Annotated in this window: 2 protein-coding genes; both read right to left on the bottom strand. The window is 70.7% G+C overall.

Going from position 1 to position 3,790, the window contains the following annotated elements; all coding sequences use genetic code 11:
- Window positions 1–43: 43 nt before the first annotated feature.
- Complete coding sequence (rho, locus tag ACFTZL_RS42460; protein ID WP_382595238.1) at window positions 44–2,095, bottom strand: transcription termination factor Rho; 2,052 nt, start codon at window positions 2,093–2,095, stop codon at window positions 44–46.
- 402 nt (window positions 2,096–2,497) lie between these two features.
- Window positions 2,498–3,427, bottom strand: coding sequence for a homoserine kinase (gene thrB, locus ACFTZL_RS42455; RefSeq protein ID WP_382595235.1), 930 nt, complete (start codon window positions 3,425–3,427; stop codon window positions 2,498–2,500).
- Window positions 3,428–3,790: the final 363 nt, after the last annotated feature.

The raw sequence follows: 3,790 nt of genomic DNA, 5'->3' as shown, positions 1-3,790 counted from the left end.
CGTCCTGTTCCGGACGGGGGCGGCCCTTTGTGTCAGACGGTGCTCAGTCGCCGTTGCCCGGCATCGGCGTCGTCTTCTGGATCTGCATCAGGAACTCGGCGTTCGACTTCGTCTGCTTCATCTTGTCCAGAAGCAGCTCGATCGCCTGCTGCTGGTCGAGCGCGTGCAGCACACGGCGCAGCTTCCAGGTGATGGCGAGCTCGTCGCTGCCGAGCAGGATCTCTTCCTTACGGGTACCGGACGCGTCCACGTCCACCGCCGGGAAGATGCGCTTGTCGGCGAGCTTGCGGTCGAGCTTGAGCTCGGCGTTGCCGGTGCCCTTGAACTCCTCGAAGATGACCTCGTCCATGCGGGACCCGGTGTCCACCAGCGCGGTGGCGAGGATGGTCAGCGAGCCGCCGTCCTCGATGTTGCGGGCCGCACCGAAGAAGCGCTTCGGCGGGTACAGGGCGGTCGAGTCGACACCACCGGACAGGATGCGGCCGGAGGCGGGCGCGGCGAGGTTGTAGGCACGGCCCAGACGCGTGATGGAGTCCAGCAGGACGACCACGTCGTGACCGAGCTCGACCAGCCGCTTGGCGCGCTCGATGGCGAGCTCGGCGACCGTCGTGTGGTCCTCGGCCGGGCGGTCGAAGGTCGAGGAGATGACCTCGCCCTTGACCGACCGCTGCATGTCGGTGACCTCTTCCGGACGCTCGTCGACCAGGACGACCATCAGGTGGCACTCGGGGTTGTTGTGCGTGATCGCGTTGGCGATCGCCTGCATGATCATGGTCTTGCCGGTCTTCGGCGGGGCCACGATCAGACCGCGCTGGCCCTTACCGATCGGCGCGACGAGGTCGATGATGCGGGTGGTGAGGATGCCCGGGTCCGTCTCCAGACGGAGGCGGTCCTGCGGGTACAGCGGCGTCAGCTTGTTGAACTCCGGCCGCCCGCGCCCGGATTCGGGCGCCATGCCGTTGACGGAGTCCAGGCGCACCAGCGCGTTGAACTTCTCGCGCCGCTCGCCGTCCTTCGGCTGACGCACGGCACCGGTGATGTGGTCACCCTTGCGCAGGCCGTTCTTACGGACCTGGGCGAGGGAGACGTACACGTCGTTCGGGCCGGGCAGGTAGCCGGACGTGCGGATGAAGGCGTAGTTGTCGAGGATGTCCAGGATGCCCGCGACGGGGATCAGGACGTCGTCCTCGGTGATCTGCGGCTCCTGCACGTCGTCGCGGCCGCGACGGCCACGGCGGTCACGGTAACGCCCGCGACGGCCACGGCGGCCGCCCTCGAAGTCGTCCCCGTCCTCGTCGGCCCGCTGCTGCTGGCCACGGTCCTGACGACCGCCGCCGCCCTGCTGCTGGCCCTGCTGCTGGCCGCGCTGGCCGCCCTGCTGGTCGTCGCCCTTGCCCCGGCCTCCGCGGTCACGGTCCCGGTCACGGTCCCGGTCACGGTCCCGGCCGCCGCGGTCACGGCGGTCGCGGCGGCGGCCCTCGCCGCCGTCACCGGAGTCGGACTTGGCGTCGTTCTGGGACTGCTGCTGCGACTGCTGCGCCGGGGCCTCGGCCTTGGCGTCGTTCTTCGCCTCGGCGGCGACCGTCTCGGGAGCGTTGGCCGGGGATCCGGCGTCGGCGGTGGCACGGCGACGGCGGCGCTCCGAGGGCGCGTCGTCACTGGCGGGCTGACCGGGAATCTCGATCTGCTGCTGCGCCACGGCCTTGTCGGCCTTCTCGGCGGGGGCCTCGGGGGCCTGCTTCGCGTCCGCCTTCTTCTCCGCCTTCTCGGCGTTGTCCCCCGTACGGGTCCGGGAGGTGGCGCGGCGCTTGGGCTTGGTCTCGGCGGGGGCGTCGGCCTTCGCGGCCGGAGCGGCGCCGCCGGATGCCTGCGCCTCCTTGATGACCTCGATCAGCTGGCTCTTGCGCATACGCGCGGTGCCCTTGATGCCGAGGCCGGATGCGACCTGCTGCAGCTCGGCCAGCACCATGCCCTCGAGGCCGGTACCGCGGCGCCGCCGGGAGCCGGCACCGGTGGCAGGCGCGGAGGCGTCCGTGGCGGGCGCGGCAGCGGTCTCCTCGACACGTGCGCCCATCAGATCGGTGGTGTCGCTCACGAAGGGTCCTTCCCTGGAGCGGACGTCGGCCTGTCTGGCTCGGCGACCGGTTGTGCTGTCCGACTTCGGTCCGTGTGGTGTGAACCGTGCCGGGGCGGTGGTCCGCCTAAGCGGCGGAGGAATCTGGTGATGGCGCTTCCTTGAGCCGTGGCACCCAGTGTCAGTGTCACGCGGCGTGGTCGCACCGGTTCCGGAGCGTGCCTTGCGCCCCGCTCAGTGTCCGCGTACGGCGTACGGTCCGACGTACGAAACACAGTGCGGCTTGGGGGGCTCCCGGAAGGATGTCTGTCCCGGACGGGGACACGAGGCACCTCGCCATGGTGGGGTCGGGTGCAGACTTGAGGTTAACACTACCGGATCCAACAAACATTCCCCCTCTCAAAATCCGGCAACCGTGTGCTTTTAAAAGTCACCGGGGGCCGCGAGCGGAAGAACGCTCGCGCCCTGCTGATCGAGGCTCAGCCGGTTCGCGGCCCAGTCCGCGCCCGCCAGGGCCTCGACCTTGTCGGCGGTGCCCGCGTCGGTCAGCGCCATGACCGTCGGTCCGGCGCCGGAGATGACCGCGGGGACGCCCTCGGCCCGCAGCCGCTCCACCAGTGCCGTGCTCTCCGGCATGGCGGGGGCGCGGTACTCCTGGTGGAGGCGGTCCTCGGTGGCGGGCAGCAGCAGTTCGGGGCGCCGCGTCAGGGCCTCGACGAGCAGGGCGGCCCGGCCCGCGTTGACGGCGGCGTCGACGTGCGGAACGGAGCGCGGGAGCAGTCCGCGCGCCGTCTCTGTCAGAACTGGCTTTCCGGGCACGAAAACCACCGGAACGATGGAATCGGCGGGCTCCATCCTGATCGCGCGGGCCGCGCCGCCCTCCATCCAGGACAGGGTGAAGCCGCCCAGCAGACACGCCGCGACATTGTCGGGGTGGCCCTCGATCTCGGTGGCGAGCTCGAGCAGCGCGGTGTCGTCGAGCTTGGCGTCGGCGCCTATGGTCACGGCCCGGGCGGCCACGATCCCGGCGCAGATGGCGGCCGAGGAGGAGCCCAGGCCCCGGCCGTGCGGAATGCGGTTGGCGCAGACGATCTCCAGACCGCGCGGCTGTCCGCCGAGCAGGTCGAAGGCCGTGCGCAGGGAACGGACGAGGAGGTGCTTCTCGTCGCGCGGGAGCGTCTCGCTGCCCTCACCCGCGATGTCGATGTGCAGCCCGGAGTCGGCCACCCGGACGACGACGTCGTCGTACAAGCCCAGCGCGAGGCCGAGGGCGTCGAAGCCCGGGCCGAGGTTGGCGCTGGTGGCGGGGACGCGCACCCGGACGGCGGCGGCGCGGAACGCTGGACCGGCCATCGCTCGATGACTCTCCTTGAGCTGCGTGATTGTCGAATGACGTTCGATGGACATTCGATGCGTACGAGAACCCTGGGGGCCGCTGCCGACCGGGATGGCCGGCCGCTGTCCCGGCCGCGGAGACGGCGCGGCACCGTGCTCTATGCGAAGGCATATGCGGCGGGCGGGTTCAGTACAGCCTATCGAAAGAAGGTTCTGTGGCGACATAGGGCGCACAGGAGGCGCACGATGCGTGTCGTATGAGCCCTGTGCACCCCCAGCGGGGTACTTCCCCGGGCAAGCGCCGTCTTACGCCGGACCGTGCCGAGCGCTACACCCGCGCTCGGCACGGTCGCGCACGTCCGGCGAGTCCGAGGCGCTCCG

Source organism: Streptomyces sp. NPDC056948 (assembly GCF_042674225.1).
Classification (GTDB): Bacteria; Actinomycetota; Actinomycetes; order Streptomycetales; family Streptomycetaceae; genus Streptomyces; species Streptomyces purpurascens.
This window is presented reverse-complemented; position numbering and strand designations above follow the sequence as displayed.

Coding starts and splice junctions, on each gene's coding strand:
- thrB (WP_382595235.1), bottom strand. CDS start 3,427: ATGGCCGGTCCAGCGTTCCGCGCCGCCGCCGTCCGGGTGCGCGTCCCC.